Below are 19963 nucleotides of genomic sequence, written 5' to 3' on the forward strand. Positions count from 1 at the left end.
TGTGTACAGCCCCGGGTAGCCGGACATCAGGAGAGGGAAGATGGATTTGAATGCAGAGGTAGACAACCTGGTCAAGGCGTCCCAGGCGTGGATTCCGATGATCATGGAATACGGCAGCCGCGTGCTGCTGGCGGTGATTACCCTGGCCATCGGCTGGTGGCTGATCAACAAGGTCACGCAAAAGCTCGGCGGTCTGCTGGCCCTGCGCAATGCCGACCTGGCGCTGCAAGGCTTCATCAGCAGCCTGGCGAACATCATCCTCAAGGTGCTGCTGATCGTCAGCGTGGCCTCGATGATCGGTGTCGAAACCACCTCGTTCGTCGCCGCGATTGGTGCTGCGGGTCTGGCGATCGGCCTGGCATTGCAGGGCAGTCTGGCGAACTTCGCCGGCGGCGTGTTGATTCTGCTGTTCCGTCCGTTCCGTATCGGTGACTGGATCGAAGCGCAAGGCGTGGCGGGTACGGTCGACAGCATCCAGATTTTCCACACCGTGCTGCGTACCGGTGACAACAAGACCATCATCGTCCCGAACGGCAATCTGTCGAACGGCATCATCACCAACACCAACCGTCAGCCAACCCGCAAAGTGGTGTTCGACGTGGGCGTGGATTACGAAGCGGATCTGCAAAAGGCGCGTCAGGTGCTGCTGGATCTGGCCAAGGACGATCGCGTTCTGCAGGACCCTGCGCCGCAAGCGGTCATTTCGACTTTGGGTGACAGTTCGATCACTGTTTCCCTGCGTGTGTGGGTTAAAACTGCAGACTATTGGGATGTGATGTTCATGTTTAATGAACAGTCGCGTGATCGTTTGAAGACAGCCGGTATTGATATTCCGTTTCCACAGCGGGTGATTCGTGTGGTTCAGGAATCGGCAACACAATGATAGGTTGCTAATTAAATGCCTGACTTGTTGGTCAGGCATTTATTACAAGTGACAGGCAATAAAAAAGGCCCATCCGAAGATGGGCCTTTTTTTATGCTTCCAAACTAACCACTGACAATTACAGGATGTTCAGTGGGTATTCGGTGATCAGGCGGAACTCTTTAACGTCGCCTTCGCCCTGGTCTGCGTTGGCAGTGTGCCAGGCTTGACGGATGCGGAACGACAGATCTTTCGCTGGGCCAGACTGAACAACGTACTTGGCTTCGAAGTTGGTTTCGTGGTGTTTGCCATCTTCACCGTACAGCGGTGCGCCAGTGCTGGTGCGGTATTGGCTGTTTGCAGCCAGACCGGTACCGTCGATATCCCAACCTTTGACGTAACGAACCATGAAGCTCAGGCCTGGAACGCCGTACTCGGCCATTTTCAGGTCGTAACGGGCTTGCAGGGATTTCTCGCCTGGACCGTTGAAGTCAGAGTACTGGATGGAGTTGGCGAGGAAGATCGAGTCGCCGCCACGGTTGTTCTTGCCCACGCCAACGTAGTCGAAAGGGGTATCGCCGTTAACCTTCTGGAAGGCCAGGGTGAAGGTGTGTGCCTTCAGGAACGACAGCGCGGTTGCCAGGGAGAAGGCAGTGTTGCTGATGTCACCTGCCAGCTTGTCACCGGTATCGGTGGTGCGGTAGATGTTGAAGTCAGTGTTCAGCGAAGTGTCGCCACCGAATGGGGTGGTGAGGTTCACGTTCGCGTAGTACTGGTTCCAGACGTCTTGCAGCTTGGCACCGTAGAGCGACGCGCTCAGGTTTTCGGTGATGCCGTATTTGCCACCGAAATAGTCGATCGACTTGGCTTCTACGCCAGCGTAGTTCGCGTACAGGCCGCCGTCACGGGCGTTCTTGTCCTGGCTGGTCGCCGAGTAGAAGTGACCGGCTTCGAGGTCAAGGTCTTTGACTTCGCTGCTCTGCAGCTGGAAGCCGCTGGCAGTTTGCGGAATGAGGCGGGAACCACCGACAGCGAACACTGGAGCAGTGCTTGGCTGCTGGTCGCCGATTTTCAACTCGGTTTTGGAGATGCGGAACTTGATGGCAGCACCGGCTTTGCCTTGGCTGTCATCCACATCGTGAGAGTAACCGTTAGCCTTGACTACGTCACTACGGCTCATGTTGCCGGAACCGGAAGTACCGTCACCGCCATCCAGTTTGACCGCCAGGTAACCGAATGCATCGATACCAACGCCGACAGTACCTTGGGTGTAACCGGAGTTAAAATTGCCCAGGAAGCCTTGAGTCCAGTCTTTCTGGTCGTGGCCGCCGTTCTTGTTGTCGCGGTTGAAGTAGTAGTTCTTCAACGTTTCGGTGAGTTTTGCATCTTCAACGAAACCTTTGGCTTCTGCCTGGTCACTAACAAACGGGGCGGCCGTAGCCAATTGAGTGCTGGCTGCTGCTGCAACAGCCAGTGCGATTGTGCTCCACTTCATCACGCGCATCGTGATTTGCTCCTTTGGTTTTAGAAGAGTACTGCCGTCCCACCTGTTTTATTATCTGGGCGGCTCTTTCTTTTTGTGTCGGCGCAAACTTATATCACGCCGACAATGTTGGCGATACTTGCTCATACAACCTTTCATGATCTTTACGACGACGTCGCAAACAGCTGGGTTGATGTCGCAAATTCACGTTACCCATGCAGCCGGGCTGACAACTTTATCGCTGTTTCTGGGCCTTTTTGCATCGGTAAAAAAGAGTCCCTGGCAAAACACTTGAATCTCCATTGGGGCAACCCTGCCACCGTATTGGTTGGTCTCCAGCTGCCACTTCCGGTGGCGCGCTTATAGACCATGTGTGTACTGATGCAACAAGCGTGCACAAAGTGCAGGGTTGCCACGTTTATTTTTCTGAACACCTGCCTGTAGCCGTAAAAACCGCATAAAAACGGGGGTTCAAGCCCTTTTGTATCAGGGGCTTGACGCATACCTTTGCATCGTGTTGTCACGTTCGCATGGCGGCATGACAACCAAAAACGTTACCGGTTCACCCCGTCAGTGAGTATTTGGCGGATGCCCGACGCACTGAGCGTAGACGCACTGTGCGGTTTTGGTGCAAAAAATTTACAGGCTGTACCGGATTCATACAGCTTGCGGTGAGTCTGTCACCGGATGGCCAGGGCTGTTTCAGCTAGTTGCTCGCGTTCGAGGCCGGTTCAGGCTCCGGGATGGTGCACAATCTTTGTAGTTGTCTCTTGTCAGGGCTGTGGTGGCCTGGTCGAGTGCACTCATCGTGAAGCCCGGCGCATTCGCAGGTATGCTGCCTGCCTGTCGCTTGGTGCGTTGCCTGTCTGGGTGGCCGCTAAGCTGAATATGTAGATCAGCCGGGAGTGCACGCAGTGTTTGCTTTAGATTCACGACTTCAACAGGACACCCTGACCATCGGCGACTTCCCGCTCTGCCGACTGCTGCTGTCCAACGACGCCAATTACCCGTGGTTCATCCTGGTGCCTCGTCGCGACGATATCAGTGAGTTGTTTCAGTTGGATGTCGCCGACCAGCAGCAGTTGTGGCAGGAAACCACCGCGCTGGCCGAGTTGCTCAAGGACCTGTTCGATGCCGACAAGCTGAACGTCGCTACCCTGGGCAACGTTGTCAGCCAGCTGCATATGCATGTGATCGTGCGTAAGCGTGACGATGCGGCATGGCCAGCGCCGGTCTGGGGCAAACACCCGGCCAAACCCTATGGTGCCGAGGAGGTTGCGGCCATTCGTGAACGGCTGCGCCTGGTGCTGACTGAGCACTTCACGTTTCTGGAGGATTGAGCGATGAGCCTTGAAGAGCGCGTTACCGATCTGGAAAGCCGCCTGGCCTTTCAGGATGACACCATTCAGGCGTTGAACGACGAACTGGTGGCGCAGCAGCGCGTGATCGAGCGCCTGCAACTGCAAATGGCTGCGGTACTCAAGCGTCAGGAAGAAATGGTCGGGCAGTTCGATGCTTTCGAGGAAGAGGCCCCACCGCCACACTACTGATGTCGGCGCTTTTGTAACGGCGTAAAAAAACCGCGATCAGCCAGGCTGCTCGCGGTTTTTTCTTGCCTTGGATCAGCGACGCGGCAGGGCGGCAATCACATCCTCGGCTTGCAGGCCTTTATCCCGGTTCATCACCGAGAACTCAACGCGCTGGCCTTCGACCAGTACGCGGTGGCCTTCGCCACGGATTGCACGAAAGTGCACGAAAATATCATCGCCGGAATCCCGGGAGATAAAGCCGAAGCCTTTGGACGTGTTGAACCACTTGACGGTACCGGTATCGCGGTTGCTCATGTCATAGCTGACAGGCGCGGCGGCCGGTGAAGATTTGTAGAAGCTCACGGCCAGGTGCACAACCACGGCAACCAGGGCGATCACCAGGCTGAACAACACTGCCGGTTGACCGGCGATGACAGGCATCGGTGCGATCAGGGTCAGGGTTTGCAGGACGACAGTCAGCACGAGAAGAGCGCTGACCAGATTTTGCAGATGCTGGCGCGGGCCTTTGTTCCAGTAAGGGATCACTGGAGCGATGACCAGGTTCAGCAGGCCGAAAAAGGCCAGGTAAAGTGCATCGGGTTGTTGCAGGTAAGGAACGGCTTCGGATTTCAGGCTAGGTATGAACGACAGCAGCAAGGCCGCTGCGCCCATTAGCAGGTGGACGATTTTCAACATTTTGATTGGCTCACGTTATGACGGCTCACAAGGAAGAGCTGAAGGCGCACGGTTCGCTTCGGAACAATAAAGAGGCGTTGGACACGTGCCCGGCATCAGCCTATGCACGACACCCCTGAAAAATGGGGCGTAGCGACACACTGCCTATTTAACAGCAAAGCCTGCAGCTACTCAAATTACCCCGGCCAGCGGCACCGGCCCGGTCGATTTGTCGCACGGCGAGCGAAGATTGCCGGCTGCGAGGTGGCGCCTGCCTTGCTAGAGTGGGTCTGCACCTGTTGGATGAATTCAATCGCCTTAGGGGGTAAACATGGCAATCGATATCGGTATCAGTGAAGAAGACCGCAAGTCCATCGTCGAGGGGCTGTCGCGGCTGCTGTCGGACACCTACGTGCTGTATCTGAAAACCCATAACTTCCACTGGAACGTCACCGGTCCCATGTTCAGGACCTTGCATCTGATGTTCGAAGAGCAATACAACGAGCTGGCGCTGGCCGTGGACCTGATCGCCGAGCGCATTCGGGCCCTGGGGTTTCCGGCACCGGGCGCCTACGCGACTTACGCGCGTCTTTCCTCTATCAAGGAAGAAGTCGGCGTGCCAAGCGCCGAGGACATGATCAAGCAGTTGGTCGAGGGTCAGGAAGCGGTGACGCGCACCGCTCGCGGCATCTTCCCGCTTCTGGACAAAGTCAGTGACGAGCCGACGGCCGACCTGCTGACCCAGCGTATGCAGGTGCATGAGAAGACGGCGTGGATGCTGCGTGCGTTGCTCGAGACCTGATAGTCCGGTGCGCGGATGTCCCGGAGTGGTAGATGTCCGCGCGCTGTTTCAAATCTTACCGAACATGTCGGCTTATCCTACGCAGCTGGGCAACTAGTCGTCTGGCGCTGACTTTGCGTCTGCGTTTTTATGAAGACACAGGATGTTGTCTTTATAAAAAGCAGCGATGGCAAAGGAGTGTCAGCGATATGGTAGGTGGAGACAGGCGAAGCGAACATGTCGGTTCGCAGCAGGAAATGAAGGTCGACCCGTTTGTCAGCGATTTCGACTTCGAGCTGATCCGGCCGCTGGCAAGGTCAGTGCGCTTGAACGGGTTTGCCACGTGCTTGAGGCTCGAGCAGGTTTACTGGAACATTCTCGGTGAGATGGCCGGGCACAATGGCTGTTCGGTCAGTACGTTGCTGTCCCACGTTGACCGTCAGGTGCACCTGCGCCACGGCGGGGTGAAAAACTTCAGTGGTCTGGTGCGGGTGGTGTGTGTGATGAATGGTCTGCGGGATACCCCGACGGCCGTCATGCCCTGAACGGCCAATACTTGAAATGACGTGGCGGGCTGTGCAGTCTTACGGCTGCACAGCCCGCATTTAATGGATATAATCCCGCTCTTTCGCCGCAAAGCCCTGCGCGCGGTGGCAATCTGATCGCCGAGACACCTCCATGCCGATGTACGATTATCAATGTGCTTCCTGTGGTCATCAGTTGGAAGCCATTCAAAAGATCAGCGAGGCACCGCTGGTCGACTGCCCTGCCTGTCAGGCGCCAGAGCTCAAGAAACAGCTGTCCATGCCGGGTTTTCGCCTCAGCGGCAGCGGTTGGTACGAAACCGATTTCAAGACCGGAGCCAAGAAGAATCTGGCCGGTGGCGACAAATCTGACTAGGGTTCAGGCCCAGGTCGAACGACACGCGTGAGATTTCGCAGTGCTTGAGTGCGACGGGATCTCCACCGAATTTCGAATTACGAGAAGCGAAACCACTACCATGATGCGCAGCCATTATTGCGGCCAACTGAACGAAAGCCTGGAAGGCCAGGAAATTACCCTTTGCGGATGGGTTCACCGTCGTCGCGACCACGGCGGGGTGATTTTCCTCGATATCCGTGATCGTGATGGTCTGGCTCAGGTGGTGTTCGATCCGGATCGCGCCGAGAGCTTCGCCGCCGCCGATCGCGTGCGCAGCGAATACGTCGTGAAGATCACCGGCAAGGTGCGTCTGCGTCCGGCCGGTGCGACCAACGCCAACATGGCGTCGGGCATGATCGAAGTGCTGGGCTACGAGCTGGAAGTGCTGAACGAGTCGGAAACCCCGCCGTTCCCGCTCAACGAATACTCCGACGTCGGCGAAGAAACCCGCCTGCGCTACCGCTTCCTGGACCTGCGTCGTCCGGAAATGGCCGAGAAGCTGCGTCTGCGTTCGCGCATGACCACCAGCATCCGTCGCTTCCTCGACGAGAACGGCTTCCTCGACGTCGAAACACCGATCCTGACCCGTGCTACCCCGGAAGGCGCCCGCGACTACCTGGTGCCGAGCCGTACTCACGCCGGTTCGTTCTTCGCGCTGCCGCAATCGCCTCAGCTGTTCAAGCAACTGCTGATGGTTGCCGGTTTCGACCGTTACTACCAGATCGCCAAGTGCTTCCGCGACGAAGACCTGCGTGCCGACCGTCAGCCTGAGTTCACTCAGATCGACATCGAGACCAGCTTCCTCGACGAAAAAGACATCATGGGCCTGACCGAAGGCATGATCCGCAACCTGTTCAAGGAAGTGCTGGATCTGGAATTCGGCGAATTCCCGCACATGACCTTCGAAGAAGCCATGCGTCGTTACGGTTCCGACAAGCCGGACCTGCGTAACCCGCTGGAACTGGTCGACGTCGCCGATCAACTCAAAGAAGTCGAATTCAAGGTCTTCAGCGGCCCGGCCAACGATCCGAAATGCCGTATCGCTGCACTGCGCGTTCCAGGCGGGGCGAGCATGCCGCGCAAGCAGATCGACGACTACACCAAGTTCGTCGGCATCTACGGTGCCAAGGGCCTGGCGTACATCAAGGTCAACGAGCGCGCTGCCGGTGTTGAAGGTCTGCAATCGCCGATCGTGAAAAACATCCCTGAAGCCAACCTGAACGTGATCCTCGATCGCGTCGGCGCGGTTGACGGCGACATCGTGTTCTTCGGCGCCGACAAGGCCAAGATCGTCAGCGAAGCCCTGGGCGCGCTGCGTATCAAACTCGGTCACGACCTCGACCTGCTGACCTGCAAGTGGGCGCCAATGTGGGTCGTCGACTTCCCGATGTTCGAAGAAAACGACGACGGCAGCTTCTCTGCGCTGCACCACCCGTTCACCGCACCGAAGTGCTCCCCTGAAGAGCTGGAAGCCAATCCGGCCGGCGCTCTGTCCCGCGCCTACGATATGGTGCTCAACGGTACCGAGCTGGGTGGCGGTTCGATCCGTATCCACCGCAAGGAAATGCAACAAGCGGTGTTCCGTCTGTTGGGTATCAATGAAGCAGAACAGGAAGAGAAGTTCGGCTTCCTGCTCGACGCGCTGAAGTACGGTGCACCGCCGCACGGTGGTCTGGCCTTCGGTCTGGACCGTCTGGTGATGCTGATGACCGGCGCCCAGTCGATCCGTGAAGTGATCGCCTTCCCGAAAACCCAGAGTGCTGCGGACGTCATGACGCAAGCGCCGGGTGTGGTGGATGCCAAGGCACTGCGCGAGCTGCACATTCGTTTGCGCGAAACGCCAAAGGCTGAGTAAGACGGGCCTGAAGGCGCATCTTCGGATGCGCCTTTTTTCTATCTATAGAGAGCAGGTCGAGATTTTTTGTTTGCTGGCCGCTGCATGAGCAGGGCGGGCAACGTTTCAAGAGAATTCGGAGCGAGTTATGGCAGGTCATTCCAAGTGGGCGAACATCAAGCACCGCAAAGAACGTCAGGATGCCAAGAGAGGCAAGATCTTCACCAAGTGGATCCGTGAGCTGACCGTTGCGGCCCGTCAGGGCGGCGGCGATCCGGGTTCCAACCCGCGTCTGCGCCTGGCCCTGGACAAGGCTCTCGGCGCGAACATGAGCCGCGACATCATCGATCGTGCCGTTGCGCGTGGCGCCGGTGCGACCGAAGCGGACAACGTTGAAGAGCTGACCTATGAAGGTTACGGCCCGGGCGGCGTGGCGGTGATGGTCGAGTGCATGACCGACAACCGCAACCGTACCGCAGCTGCCGTGCGCCATGCGTTCAGCAAATGTGGCGGCAACCTTGGTACCGACGGTTCGGTTGCGTATCTGTTCGAGCGCAAGGGGCAGATCAGCTTTGCCCCGGGCGTCGATGAAGACGCGCTGACCGAAGCGGCGCTGGAAGCGGATGCCGACGACGTGGTCAGCCATGAAGACGGCTCGATCGACGTGTTCACCTCGTTCACCAGCTTCTATGCCGTGCGTAACGCGCTGGAAGCGGCCGGGTTCAAGGGTGACGACGCAGAAATCGTCATGCAGCCGACCACCAGTGCCGAACTGGATCTGGAAGGCGCGGAGAAGGTGCTCAAGCTGATCGACATGCTCGAGGATCTGGATGACGTGCAGAACGTCTACTCCAACGCGGACATTCCGGAAGATGTGGCCGCTCAGCTCGGTTAAGAGCGACTAGGCTTCAATGTGGGAGCGGGCTTGCTCGCGAATGCGGCGAATCAGCAAGCATCAATGCTGAATGACACGCCGCATTCGCGAGCAAGCCCGCTCCCACATTGGTTATTCGCTGTTTTGATTTTCGTGTTTCTACCGAATCCGCAGGCGTTATGACTTTAATTCTGGGTATCGACCCCGGCTCGCGCATCACCGGTTACGGGGTTGTTCGCGATACCGGCCGCGGCGGCTGCATCTACGTGGCGTCGGGCTGCATCCGTACCGGCGCCGGCGAGCTGCATGAGCGGCTGCAAATCGTTTATCGCGGCGTGCGTGAAATCATTCAGACCTATGGCCCGGTGACCATGGGCATCGAAAAAGTGTTCATGGCGAAAAACGCCGATTCGGCCCTCAAGCTCGGCCAGGCTCGCGGTGCGGCAATCGTTGCCGGTGCCGAGGAAAGCCTGGAGATTGCCGAGTACACCGCCACCCAGGTCAAGCAAGCCGTGGTCGGCACCGGCGCCGCTAATAAGGAACAGGTGCAGATGATGGTCATGCACATGCTCAAGCTGACCAGCAAACCGCAGATCGATGCCTCGGATGCCCTGGCCATCGCGATTTGTCACGCGCACACCCGTTCCAGCCTGCTGCCGCATGGCCTGGGAACCGCACGCAGTCGTGGCGGGCGCCTGCGTCTCTGATAGCATCAGCAATCATTTTTGCGGAATGCGGATTTCGCGCCTGGGTCGTCGGCCCGATTCCCGCCTTCCATCTGTCGCCAGCCCACGGCTGGCCAACGCTCAAGGATCTGAAACGTGATTGGACGCTTGCGCGGCACCTTGGCTGAGAAACAGCCGCCGCACCTGATTCTGGATGTAAACGGCCTCGGGTATGAGCTGGAAGTGCCCATGACCACCCTTTATCGTCTGCCGTCGGTCGGTGAACCGCTGACGCTGCACACCCATTTGGTCGTACGCGAAGACGCGCAGTTACTCTATGGTTTCGCCGGCAAGCGTGAGCGAGACTTTTTTCGTGAGTTGATCCGTCTCAATGGTGTCGGACCGAAACTGGCCCTGGCCTTGATGTCGAGCCTGGAAGTCGATGAACTGATCCGCTGCGTGCAATCCCAGGACACTTCGGCGCTGACCAAGGTACCGGGGGTTGGCAAGAAAACTGCCGAGCGTCTGCTGGTCGAATTGAAGGATCGCTTCAAGGCCTGGGAAACCTCACCGGCCATGTTCGCCCTGGTGCCGAATCAGCCGGACGGCCCGGCGCCGGTCAATACCGCTGAAAACGATGCGGTCAGCGCGCTGATTTCTCTGGGCTACAAACCGCAGGAAGCGAGCAAGGCGATTACCGCCATCAAGGACAAGAATTTGAGCAGTGAAGACCTGATCCGCCGCGCCCTGAAGGGAATGATTTAAGTGATTGAAGCTGATCGTCTGATCGCCGCCGCGCACAGTCCGCGCGAGCGCGAAGAAGTCCAGGACCGGGCCATTCGCCCGGTTAGCCTGGCCGACTACATTGGCCAGCCGACTGTCCGCGAGCAGATGGAGCTGTTCATCCAGGCGGCGCGTGGTCGCAGTGAATCGCTGGATCACACGTTGATCTTCGGCCCGCCGGGGCTGGGCAAGACCACCCTGGCCAACATCATCGCCCAGGAAATGGGCGTGTCGATCAAGAGCACGTCCGGCCCGGTACTTGAGCGTCCGGGCGACCTGGCGGCACTGCTGACCAATCTTGAGCCGCACGACGTGTTGTTCATCGACGAAATCCATCGTCTGTCACCCATCGTTGAAGAAGTGCTGTACCCGGCGATGGAAGATTTCCAGCTCGACATCATGATCGGCGAAGGACCGGCGGCGCGCTCGATCAAGCTGGATCTGCCACCGTTCACTCTGGTGGGCGCCACTACTCGTGCCGGCATGCTGACCAACCCGTTGCGTGACCGCTTCGGTATCGTCCAGCGTCTGGAGTTCTACAGCACGGCGGATCTGGCGACGATTGTCAGTCGGTCTGCGGCTATTCTCGGTCTGCCACTGGATCCGGAGGGTTCTTTCGAAATCGCTCGTCGTGCCCGTGGTACGCCGCGGATCGCCAATCGCCTGCTGCGTCGGGTGCGCGATTTTGCCGAAGTGCGCGCCAAGGGCCATATCACCAAGTCGGTGGCGGATCTGGCCTTGAACCTGCTGGACGTCGACGAACACGGCTTCGATCATCAGGACCGGCGCTTGCTGCTGACCATGATCGAGAAGTTCGATGGCGGTCCGGTAGGCATCGACAGCCTGGCGGCGGCGATCAGTGAAGAGCGTCATACCATTGAAGACGTGCTGGAGCCGTACCTGATCCAGCAGGGCTACATCATGCGTACGCCACGGGGCAGGGTGGTGACACGGCATGCGTATCTGCATTTCGGTTTAAACATTCCGTCACGAATGGGCGAAATGCCCGTGGCAGACGAGTTTCTCGATGCCTTGGACGATTGATACACATTTATTGGCGATTTATTCAGCGTTTGTACTGTCACAGGACGGTACTTTTGCGGTAAAGCCTTAAACACTGAAAAAACAGTTGCCTGGCCGGATTGGCAACCCGAGGAGTAAGCACTAGAGTATGCGCGCGCAAAACGGGCTTGAGCCGTTCGCACATCGTTGTCGCGTTTATTACGAGGACACCGATGCCGGCGGCATCGTGTATTACGTTAATTACCTCAAGTTTATGGAACGGGCTCGAACCGAGCGGCTCCGGACGCTGGGCTTTGCCCAGTCGGAACTGGCAGGGGAGGACCTGTTGTTTGTCGTGCATTCCAGCGAAGCGCGCTACCACGCGCCGGCGCGACTGGACGACGAACTGCTGGTAAGCGCTGATGTAATCGAATTGAACCGTGCCAGCCTGCGCTTTAAACAGCAGGTCAGGCGGGCCACGGATAATGTGCTGCTCTGTGAAGGGCAGTTTCTGGTGGCCTGTGTGCGCACCGACAGTTTGAAACCCCGGGCCATGCCCGAATCCTTGCGTGCGGCCTTTGCCGACGCGGGCGGCACGGGTACACACTCAAAGCAGGAGATAAAGCGTGGAAGCTAACGTCGTCGACCATTCCTCCATGTGGAGCCTGGTCAGCAATGCCAGCATCGTGGTGCAGTTGGTAATGTTGACCCTGGTGGCCGCATCGGTGACCTCATGGATCATGATCTTTCAGCGCAGCAATCTGTTGCGCGCCGGTCGACGCGCCCTGGAGAGCTTCGAAGAGCGCTTCTGGTCGGGTATCGATCTGTCCAAGCTGTACCGTCAGGCCGGCAGCAACCCGGATCCGGATTCGGGCGTGGAGCAGATCTTCCGTGCCGGTTTCAAGGAATTCTCCCGTCTGCGTCAGCAGCCAGGTGTTGACCCTGAAGCGGTGATGGAAGGTGTGGCCCGTGCCATGCGCGTCGCCATCTCCCGTGAAGAAGAGAAGCTGGAGCAGAGCCTGCCGTTCCTCGCCACTGTCGGTTCGGTCAGCCCGTACATCGGTCTGTTCGGTACCGTGTGGGGCATCATGAACTCCTTCCGTGGTCTGGCTCAGGCCCAGCAAGCGACCCTGGCCACCGTGGCCCCGGGTATCGCCGAAGCCCTGATCGCCACCGCGATCGGCCTGTTCGCCGCGATCCCGGCCGTTATCGCTTACAACCGTTTCTCTGCCCGCAGCGAAACCTTGCTGAGCCGCTACTACACCTTCGCCGATGAGTTCCAGGCGATCCTGCACCGCAAAGTGCACACCAGCGAAGAATAAGCAGGTATTTCCCGATGGCTTTAATCGCTCGAGCCCGAAACAAGCGCAAGCCGGTCGCCGAGATGAACGTGGTGCCATACATCGACGTGATGCTGGTGCTGCTGGTTATCTTCATGGTGACCGCGCCGATGCTCAATCAGGGCGTGAAAGTGGATCTGCCCAAGGTTTCCAGCGAAGCCTTGCCGCAGGACAACAACACTCAGGTGCTGACCATTTCGATCAAGGCTGACAAGACCTACTACTGGAACCTTGGCAGCGAAGTCGACACTGAAAAGCAGCAGGACAGGGCAATGACGCTGCCGCAGATGACTGACGCGGTGACCAAGATCATTCGTGCCGGCACCGAAGGTGGCAAGCGTACCCAGGTCTTTATTCGTGGCGACAAGTCGGTCGACTACGGCTCCGTCATGGGGGCCATGGGCGGGTTGCAGAAAGCCGGGGTCGGTAATGTTGGTTTGATTACCGAGGCCCCCTGATGCAGCAACAGCGAGAGCCGTCCGCCTCGGAAAGCTACTTCTGGCCTAGTGTTCTGGCAATTGTCCTGCACGTGCTGGTGTTCGGCATGCTGTTCGTCAGTTTCGCCTTCACACCGGAGTTGCCGCCGGCCAAGCCGATTGTTCAGGCGACCCTGTACCAGCTGAAATCGAAAAGTCAGGCAACCACCCAGACCAATCAGAAGATTGCGGGTGAGGCGAAGAAATCCGCCGCGCGCCAGACCGAAGTCGAGCAGATGGAGCAGAAAAAGGTCGAGCAGGAAGCGGTGAAGGCTGCGGAACAAAAGAAAGAAGAAGCGGCTCAAAAGGCCGAGGAAGCCAAGAAGGCCGATCAGGCGAAGAAAGCGGACGAGGCGAAAAAGGCTGATGAAGCCAAGAAAGCCGACGATGCGAAGAAAGCCGAGGCCAAGAAGGCAGAAGAGAAACAATTGGCTGATATAGCCAAGAAGAAAGCCGAAGAAGAGGCTAAAGAAGAGGCCAAGAAAGAGGCCGCTGAAGAAGCCAAGAAGAAGATCGTCGAAGACGCGAAGAAGAAAGCCGCCGAAGACGCCAAGAAAAAAGCTGAAGCTGAAGAGGCGAAGAAGAAAGTCGCCGACGAAGCGAAGAAGAAAGCTGCTGCCGATGCTGCGAAGAAGAAAGCGCAGGAAGCGGCACGTAAATCCGCCGAAGAGAAAAAGGCTCAGGCCCTCGCAGATTTGCTTTCCGACACGCCGCAGCGTCAGCAGGCCTTGGCCGATGAACAGGGTGACGAAGTTGCGGGCAGTTTCGATGACCTGATTCGTGCTCGCGCAGCGGAAGGTTGGGCACGTCCTCCTTCGGCACGCAAAGGCATGACGGTCGTGCTGCAAATCGGCATGTTGCCGGACGGTACGGTGACTTCGGTCAGCGTGGCCAAGTCCAGTGGCGACGGTCCGTTCGATGCTTCGGCAGTCGCGGCGGTCAAGAATATTGGACGTTTGACGGAAATGCAGGGAATGAAGCCGAGCGATTTCGCTCCGTATCGTTCATTCAAGATGACATTCACACCTGAGGATCTAGCCTTGTGAGAAACCTTCTTCGAGGAATGCTGGTCGTGATCTGCTGCATGGCAGGGATCGCGATGGCGGATGAAAAGAACATTCTGGTCACCAGCGGCAGCGATCGGGCGACTCCGATCGCCGTCGTACCGTTCGGTATGCAGGGCGGTGCCGTGCTGCCGGACGACATGGCAGAAATCATTGGTAACGATTTGCGGAACTCGGGCTACTACTCGCCGATTCCAAAGCAAAACATGATCAGCCAGCCAAGCCAGCCGAGCGAAATCATCTTCCGTGACTGGAAGGCGGTGGGTGCTCAATACATGATGGTCGGCAGCATTGCTCCAGCGGGCGGTCGTCTGCAGGTGCAGTGGGCACTGTTCAATGTGGCCACCGAGCAGAAAGTGGCTGACGGCAGTGTGTCCGGTACCACCGAGCAACTGCGTGACATGGCGCACTTCATCTCGGACCAGTCGTTCGAAAAACTCACCGGTATCAAAGGTGCGTTTTCGACCCGTCTGCTGTACGTGACAGCCGAGCGTTTCTCCGAGAAGAACACTCGCTACACCCTGCAGCGTTCGGACTACGACGGCGCACGTGCCGTGACTCTGCTGCAATCGCGTGAGCCGATCCTGTCGCCGCGTTTCGCACCGGATGGCAAGCGCATCGCCTACGTGTCGTTCGAGCAGAAGCGTCCACGGATCTTCATGCAGAACATTGACACCGGTCGCCGTGAGCAGATCACCAACTTCGAAGGCCTGAACGGCGCGCCAGCCTGGTCGCCGGATGGCAATCGCCTGGCTTTCGTCCTGTCGAAAGACGGTAACCCGGACATCTATGTGATGAACCTGGGTTCGCGTCAGATCACTCGTGTGACTGCAGGTCCTGGCATCAACACCGAACCGTACTGGGGCAAGGATGGTTCGACCATCTACTTCACCTCGGACCGTGGCGGCAAGCCGCAGATCTACAAAACCAGCGCCAGCGGCGGTGGTGCCGAGCGTGTGACCTTCATTGGCAACTACAACGCCAACCCGAAGCTTTCGGCTGATGAAAAGACTCTGGTGATGATCCATCGCCAGGATGGTTTCACCAATTTCAAGGTGGCGGCCCAGGATTTGCAGCGAGGTAGTGTAAAGATCCTCACTGATAGCACTCTGGACGAGTCACCTACTGTTGCGCCCAACGGCACCATGGTAATCTACGCCACCCGCCAGCAGGGCCGGGGAGTCTTGATGCTCGTGTCCATTAATGGACGCGTGAGGCTCCCGCTTCCTACCGCACAAGGCGAAGTCAGAGAACCGTCCTGGTCCCCTTACCTGAACTGACGCGGCGCTTTACGTTTTACTTAACACACTGGGGTTCATTAGGAGTTTCACGATGGAAATGCTGAAGTTTGGTAAATTTGCTGCGCTGGCTCTGGCCATGGCTGTAGCTGTAGGTTGCTCGTCCAAAGGCGGCGACAACGCCGGTGAAGGCGCTGTTGATCCAAACGCTGGTTACGGCGCAAACACTGGTGCCGTTGACGGTTCCCTGAGCGAAGAAGCTGCTCTGCGCGCAATCACCACCTTCTACTTCGAATACGACAGCTCGGACCTGAAGCCAGAAGCCATGCGCGCTCTGGACGTTCACGCCAAAGACCTGAAAGCAAACGGCGCTCGCGTTGTTCTGGAAGGCAACACCGACGAACGTGGTACTCGTGAGTACAACATGGCACTGGGCGAGCGTCGTGCGAAAGCCGTTCAGCGCTACCTGGTACTGCAAGGTGTTTCCCCAGCTCAGCTGGAACTGGTTTCCTACGGCGAAGAGCGTCCAGTTGCTACCGGCAACGACGAGCAGTCCTGGGCTCAAAACCGTCGCGTCGAACTGCGTAAGTAATTCGATATGCGAACGTGCCGTCGTGCTGTAACTGTCCTGGCTCTCAGTCTCGCACCGCTTGCGGTGTGGGCTGCGGTTCCTGTGGTCGATGACAACTCCGGTTATAACAATAGCGGGAGCAGCTATCCGCCTGCGGGTTACGGTACGAACGGCGCCTATGCCGGGGGAGCGGCTTCGGCCCCTGCCTCGGCACAGGGCATGCTGTTCAACCAACTGCAACAGATGCAGGATCAGATATCGCGCCAGCAAGGTGTGATCGAAGAACTGCAGAATCAGGTTGCGCGCATGAAACAGGAATCCCTGGAGCGATACCAGGATCTTGATCGGCGCATAGGATCCGGTGCTGCACCTGCCGCGAATCCTGAGAATTCTTCTGCCGGTGGCGATGCAAGTGCTGCTGCCGGTGCTGCCGCTGGCGCCGGGGCTGCTGCCGCCCAGGCACCTGCTGCGAGTAGCGAACCGGGTGATCCGGCCAAGGAAAAGCTGTATTACGATGCGGCTTTCGACCTGATCAAAGCCAAGGATTTCGACAAGGCCAGCCAGGCTTTCTCGGCATTCCTGCGCAAATACCCGAACAGCCAGTACGCGGGCAACGCCCAATACTGGTTGGGTGAAGTGAACCTGGCCAAGGGCGATCTGCAAGGTGCAGGTCAGGCTTTTGCCAAGGTGTCGCAGCTCTATCCCAAGCACGCCAAAGTGCCGGATTCGCTGTACAAGCTGGCTGACGTAGAGCGCCGCCTCGGTCACACCGACAAGGTCAAAGGCATTCTGCAGCAGGTGGTTTCCCAATACCCGGGTACCTCTGCGGCTCAGCTGGCTCAACGCGATCTGCAACGCATGTAAGTGTGTTTGACCCGTTTGGAAGAAACCCGCGCTTGTCGCGGGTTTTTTCGTTAGAATTCACGCCCTTTTTCTGAAACACGCTTCTGGTGATCTACGCGTTGGCGGGGTTGCTTGAAGTGCCTGACGGAGGCGGACAGCCTGTTTAGCTGTTACGCCCGTGGCGACTATGCAAGACACATTGAGAATTACCGAAGTTTTCTACTCGTTGCAGGGGGAAACACGGACTGCCGGGCTGCCCACGGTTTTTGTGCGCCTGACCGGTTGCCCATTGCGTTGCCAATACTGCGACAGTGCCTATGCGTTCAGCGGCGGTACGATCCGCACCCTCGACGACATCCTCGAGCAAGTGGCCGGATATCGTCCGCGCTATGTCTGTGTGACCGGCGGTGAGCCGCTCGCACAGCCGAACGCCATCCCTTTGCTTAAACAGTTGTGCGATGCCGGTTACGAAGTGTCACTGGAAACCAGTGGTGCGCTCGACATCTCGGCGGTAGATTCGCGCGTCAGTCGCGTAGTCGACTTGAAGACGCCGGACTCTAAAGAGGCGCATCGCAACCGCTACGAAAATATCGAACTGCTGACGCCCAACGATCAGGTGAAGTTTGTCATCTGCTCGCGGGACGACTATGACTGGGCGGTCTCGAAGCTGATCCAGTACGGTCTCGATCGACGTGCGGGAGAAGTGCTGTTTTCCCCAAGTCATCATGACCTCAATGCCAGGGATCTGGCGGACTGGGTGGTGGCAGACAACCTGCCGGTGCGGCTGCAATTGCAGCTGCATAAATATCTATGGAATGACGAGCCGGGGCGCTGATATGACTGAACAACTGAACACTAATGAAAAACGTGCGGTAATCCTGCTGTCGGGTGGTCTGGATTCGGCGACGGTCGTGGCGATGGTCCGGGCTGAAGGCTACGCCTGCTACACCATGAGCTTCGATTACGGTCAGCGCTCTCACGCTGAATTGCACGCCGCCGCACGTGTTGCCCGCGATCTGGGTGTGGTCGAGCACAAAGTGATCGGTCTGAACCTGAACGGCATGGGCGGCTCGGCGCTGACCGACACCAGCATCGACATTCCGGAAGAGCTGGGCGAGGGCATTCCGGTGACCTACGTGCCGGCGCGCAACACGGTGTTCCTGTCGCTGGCGCTGGGCTGGGCTGAAGTGCTCGGCGCGCGTGACATCTTTATTGGCGTCAACGCGGTGGACTATTCCGGTTACCCGGATTGCCGTCCCGAGTTCATCGAGTCGTTCGAGCGCATGGCCAACCTGGCGACCAAGGCGGGCGTGGAAGGCAACGGTTTCCGCATCCAGGCCCCGCTGCAGAACCTGAGCAAGGCGCAGATCGTCCAGGCGGGCGTGAAGCTCGGTGTGGATTATGGCCTGACCGTTTCCTGCTATCAGGCGGACGATGAAGGCCGCGCGTGCGGCAAATGCGACAGCTGCCGCCTGCGTGCAGAAGGCTTCGCAGCGGCCGGTGTAAGCGATCCAACACCTTATTTTTGATTTTTTTCAAAAAGGTGTTGAATAGTCCTTAAAAATCAGTATTATACGCGCCACCACACAGCGGGTCGTTAGCTCAGTTGGTAGAGCAGTTGGCTTTTAACCAATTGGTCGTAGGTTCGAATCCCACACGACCCACCATATTTGGCGGTTTAGAAAATCCGGAAGGCCCACGAAAGTGAGGATTTCCGGGTTTTTTTTTGCCTGCGATTCGGGCACCGCTCCTTTCATCATCGCCTGCGCTGACACAGGTCAGAATCATCTTTTGTATCAACGGGATATTCTGTAGCCTTGCGCAGCTTCAACGCTGTCCGTGCCTGATAAAAACTCACTCTCCCGGCGGTACCCTCAAGCGGTCCGGAGCCGGGTGTATACTCGACTTTCGCGCGAAAGCGCCTGCAGGTCTTGCGAACATGACGCAGATTTCCGAACGCCTTCTGGTTCAAGCCCACCTCGATGCCAAACAGCCTAAACCGCTGAGTGCCGAGGAGGAGGCCTACTACCGTTCCGCCATCGCCGCTGAGCTCAAGGCTCAGGACGCGGTGCTGGTTGCCCACTTCTATTGCGATCCGGTGATTCAGGCCCTGGCCGAAGAAACCGGTGGCTGTGTGTCCGACTCCCTGGAGATGGCCCGCTTCGGCAATGCCCATCCGGCCAAGACCGTGGTGGTCGCCGGCGTGAAGTTCATGGGCGAGACCGCAAAGATCCTCAACCCGGAAAAACGCGTGCTGATGCCGACCCTGGACGCGACCTGCTCGCTGGACCTGGGGTGCCCGGTGGACGAGTTCTCGGCGTTCTGCGATCAGCATCCGGAGCGCACGGTGGTGGTGTACGCCAACACCTCGGCCGCCGTCAAAGCCCGGGCTGACTGGGTAGTGACGTCGAGCTGTGCGCTGGAGATCGTCGAAAGCCTGATGGACAACGGCGAGACCATTATCTGGGGCCCGGACAAGCACCTGGGCACTTACATTCAGCGCAAGACCGGCGCCGACATGCTGCTGTGGGACGGTGCCTGCATCGTCCACGAGGAATTCAAGTCCAAGCAACTCGAAGACATGAAAGCGCTGTACCCGGACGCCGCGATTCTGGTGCACCCCGAGTCGCCGACCTCGGTGATCGAACTGGCAGACGCCGTAGGTTCCACCAGTCAGTTGATCGCTGCCGCGCAAAGCCTGCCGAACAAGACCCTGATCGTTGCCACCGACCGTGGCATCTTCTACAAGATGCAGCAGTTGTGCCCGGACAAGGTCTTCATCGAGGCGCCAACCGCCGGTAACGGCGCAGCGTGCCGCAGTTGCGCACATTGCCCGTGGATGGCCATGAACACCCTTGAGCGCACGCTCAAGAGCCTGAAGGAAGGGACGAACGAGATCTTTGTCGATCCGGCGTTGATTCCGCAGGCGATCCGTCCGTTGAAGCGCATGCTGGATTTCACTCAGGCGGCGCGGATGAAGCTGGCGGGTAACGCTTAAGCTCGTTGAGGCAACACGCAAAAC

The 19963-nt window shown here is 58.1% G+C and carries 23 protein-coding genes and 1 tRNA gene; 22 read left to right on the forward strand and 2 right to left on the reverse strand.

Annotated elements, in window-relative coordinates:
- The first annotated feature begins 40 nt into the window (after nucleotides 1-40).
- Nucleotides 41-883: a mechanosensitive ion channel family protein gene (locus AC27VU_RS28415; protein WP_488725375.1), complete on the forward strand. Its 843-nt coding sequence runs from the start codon at nucleotides 41-43 to the stop codon at nucleotides 881-883.
- A 118-nt stretch (nucleotides 884-1001) separates the two neighbouring features.
- Here the strand turns inward: AC27VU_RS28415 and AC27VU_RS28420 are convergent, their stop codons facing one another.
- Nucleotides 1002-2366: an OprD family porin gene (locus tag AC27VU_RS28420; protein ID WP_003227544.1), complete on the reverse strand. Its 1365-nt coding sequence runs from the start codon at nucleotides 2364-2366 to the stop codon at nucleotides 1002-1004.
- Between the two features lie 893 nt (nucleotides 2367-3259).
- Here AC27VU_RS28420 and AC27VU_RS28425 point away from each other — a divergent pair.
- Entirely contained in the window at nucleotides 3260-3685 is a 426-nt protein-coding gene (locus AC27VU_RS28425; protein WP_262142188.1) for an HIT domain-containing protein, read from the forward strand.
- Between the two features lie 3 nt (nucleotides 3686-3688).
- Complete coding sequence (locus tag AC27VU_RS28430) at nucleotides 3689-3895, forward strand: SlyX family protein (protein WP_003227541.1); 207 nt, start codon at nucleotides 3689-3691, stop codon at nucleotides 3893-3895.
- Between the two features lie 72 nt (nucleotides 3896-3967).
- Here AC27VU_RS28430 and AC27VU_RS28435 read toward each other — a convergent pair whose 3' ends face one another.
- Nucleotides 3968-4570 (reverse strand): cold-shock protein, encoded by a 603-nt coding sequence (locus tag AC27VU_RS28435; RefSeq protein ID WP_003227539.1) that lies wholly within the window; start codon nucleotides 4568-4570, stop codon nucleotides 3968-3970.
- A 310-nt stretch (nucleotides 4571-4880) separates the two neighbouring features.
- On the opposite strand from AC27VU_RS28435, the gene AC27VU_RS28440 reads away from it, so the two are divergent.
- From AC27VU_RS28440 to nadA, 19 genes are all read left to right on the forward strand, one after another.
- Nucleotides 4881-5351 (forward strand): Dps family protein, encoded by a 471-nt coding sequence (locus AC27VU_RS28440; RefSeq protein WP_003227537.1) that lies wholly within the window; start codon nucleotides 4881-4883, stop codon nucleotides 5349-5351.
- A 188-nt stretch (nucleotides 5352-5539) separates the two neighbouring features.
- Nucleotides 5540-5875 (forward strand): ribbon-helix-helix domain-containing protein, encoded by a 336-nt coding sequence (locus AC27VU_RS28445; protein WP_103485161.1) that lies wholly within the window; start codon nucleotides 5540-5542, stop codon nucleotides 5873-5875.
- 133 nt (nucleotides 5876-6008) lie between these two features.
- A complete protein-coding gene (locus tag AC27VU_RS28450) occupies nucleotides 6009-6230 on the forward strand; it encodes an FmdB family zinc ribbon protein (RefSeq protein WP_003227532.1) in 222 nt (73 codons plus the stop codon).
- Between the two features lie 100 nt (nucleotides 6231-6330).
- The gene (aspS, locus tag AC27VU_RS28455) at nucleotides 6331-8106 is read left to right on the forward strand and encodes an aspartate--tRNA ligase (RefSeq protein ID WP_003227530.1); all 1776 of its coding nucleotides are present in this window, start codon (nucleotides 6331-6333) and stop codon (nucleotides 8104-8106) included.
- A gap of 127 nt (nucleotides 8107-8233) precedes the next feature.
- A complete protein-coding gene (locus AC27VU_RS28460; RefSeq protein WP_003227527.1) occupies nucleotides 8234-8980 on the forward strand; it encodes a YebC/PmpR family DNA-binding transcriptional regulator in 747 nt (248 codons plus the stop codon).
- Nucleotides 8981-9138: 158 nt separating this feature from the next.
- A complete protein-coding gene (gene ruvC / locus AC27VU_RS28465) occupies nucleotides 9139-9666 on the forward strand; it encodes a crossover junction endodeoxyribonuclease RuvC (RefSeq protein ID WP_003227525.1) in 528 nt (175 codons plus the stop codon).
- Nucleotides 9667-9780: 114 nt separating this feature from the next.
- A complete protein-coding gene (gene ruvA, locus AC27VU_RS28470) occupies nucleotides 9781-10389 on the forward strand; it encodes a Holliday junction branch migration protein RuvA (RefSeq protein WP_003227522.1) in 609 nt (202 codons plus the stop codon).
- Nucleotides 10390-11451, forward strand: coding sequence for a Holliday junction branch migration DNA helicase RuvB (ruvB, locus tag AC27VU_RS28475; RefSeq protein WP_003227521.1), 1062 nt, complete (start codon nucleotides 10390-10392; stop codon nucleotides 11449-11451).
- Nucleotides 11452-11578: 127 nt separating this feature from the next.
- Nucleotides 11579-12046: a tol-pal system-associated acyl-CoA thioesterase gene (gene ybgC, locus AC27VU_RS28480; RefSeq protein WP_027612533.1), complete on the forward strand. Its 468-nt coding sequence runs from the start codon at nucleotides 11579-11581 to the stop codon at nucleotides 12044-12046.
- Nucleotides 12036-12731, forward strand: a complete 696-nt coding sequence (gene tolQ, locus AC27VU_RS28485; protein WP_003227517.1) for a protein TolQ — start codon at nucleotides 12036-12038, stop codon at nucleotides 12729-12731. Before ybgC ends, tolQ begins: the two co-directional genes overlap by 11 nt.
- 23 nt (nucleotides 12732-12754) lie before the next feature.
- Nucleotides 12755-13207 carry a protein TolR gene (gene tolR / locus AC27VU_RS28490; protein ID WP_177434691.1) on the forward strand — a complete coding sequence of 151 codons (453 nt, stop codon included), beginning with the start codon at nucleotides 12755-12757 and terminating at the stop codon, nucleotides 13205-13207.
- Nucleotides 13207-14271: a cell envelope integrity protein TolA gene (tolA, locus tag AC27VU_RS28495; protein WP_003227513.1), complete on the forward strand. Its 1065-nt coding sequence runs from the start codon at nucleotides 13207-13209 to the stop codon at nucleotides 14269-14271. Before tolR ends, tolA begins: the two co-directional genes overlap by 1 nt.
- Nucleotides 14272-14288: 17 nt before the next feature.
- Nucleotides 14289-15569 (forward strand): Tol-Pal system beta propeller repeat protein TolB, encoded by a 1281-nt coding sequence (gene tolB, locus AC27VU_RS28500; protein ID WP_164747834.1) that lies wholly within the window; start codon nucleotides 14289-14291, stop codon nucleotides 15567-15569.
- Nucleotides 15570-15621: 52 nt separating this feature from the next.
- A complete protein-coding gene (gene pal / locus AC27VU_RS28505) occupies nucleotides 15622-16119 on the forward strand; it encodes a peptidoglycan-associated lipoprotein Pal (protein WP_003178634.1) in 498 nt (165 codons plus the stop codon).
- A gap of 6 nt (nucleotides 16120-16125) precedes the next feature.
- Nucleotides 16126-16962 (forward strand): tol-pal system protein YbgF, encoded by an 837-nt coding sequence (gene ybgF, locus AC27VU_RS28510; RefSeq protein ID WP_488725376.1) that lies wholly within the window; start codon nucleotides 16126-16128, stop codon nucleotides 16960-16962.
- Between the two features lie 166 nt (nucleotides 16963-17128).
- The gene (gene queE / locus AC27VU_RS28515) at nucleotides 17129-17776 is read left to right on the forward strand and encodes a 7-carboxy-7-deazaguanine synthase QueE (protein WP_003227504.1); all 648 of its coding nucleotides are present in this window, start codon (nucleotides 17129-17131) and stop codon (nucleotides 17774-17776) included.
- Between the two features lies 1 nt (nucleotide 17777).
- Complete coding sequence (gene queC, locus AC27VU_RS28520) at nucleotides 17778-18470, forward strand: 7-cyano-7-deazaguanine synthase QueC (protein ID WP_488725377.1); 693 nt, start codon at nucleotides 17778-17780, stop codon at nucleotides 18468-18470.
- Between the two features lie 62 nt (nucleotides 18471-18532).
- Nucleotides 18533-18608: transfer RNA gene (locus tag AC27VU_RS28525), tRNA-Lys, on the forward strand.
- Between the two features lie 272 nt (nucleotides 18609-18880).
- Entirely contained in the window at nucleotides 18881-19939 is a 1059-nt protein-coding gene (gene nadA / locus AC27VU_RS28530) for a quinolinate synthase NadA (RefSeq protein ID WP_025112797.1), read from the forward strand.
- Nucleotides 19940-19963 lie beyond the last annotated feature (24 nt).

The organism is Pseudomonas sp. 14P5.3.2 (assembly GCF_057799175.1).